The 306-nt window shown below is 66.0% G+C and carries 1 protein-coding gene; it reads left to right on the top strand.

The genetic code is table 11. The features are described 5' to 3' along the window. On the top strand, positions 1-306 hold a 306-nt coding region (locus D2N39_RS22460), incomplete at both ends, for a strawberry notch-like NTP hydrolase domain-containing protein (protein WP_199725348.1).

The raw sequence follows: 306 nt of genomic DNA, 5'->3' as shown, positions 1-306 counted from the left end.
CGCAGCAGGGCAGGGCGGGCCTGCGCCTCCAGCACATGCTTCCGAATGCGCGGGTGGTCTATGTCTCGGCCACCGGGGCGACCTCAGTTCACAACCTCGCCTATGCGCAGCGGCTCGGCCTCTGGGGTGGGGAGGATTTTCCCTTCGCGACACGGGCGGAATTTGTGCAAGCCATCGAGGCTGGCGGCGTTGCCGCGATGGAAGTCCTCGCCCGCGACCTGCGCTCGCTCGGTCTCTACACTGCCCGGTCGCTTTCCTATGACGGCGTCGAATACGAAATGCTCGAGCATGCGCTGACGCCTGAGC

Origin of the sequence: Gemmobacter lutimaris, from assembly GCF_003570715.1 — a bacterium.
Taxonomy (GTDB): domain Bacteria; phylum Pseudomonadota; class Alphaproteobacteria; order Rhodobacterales; family Rhodobacteraceae; genus Gemmobacter; species Gemmobacter lutimaris.
This window is presented reverse-complemented; position numbering and strand designations above follow the sequence as displayed.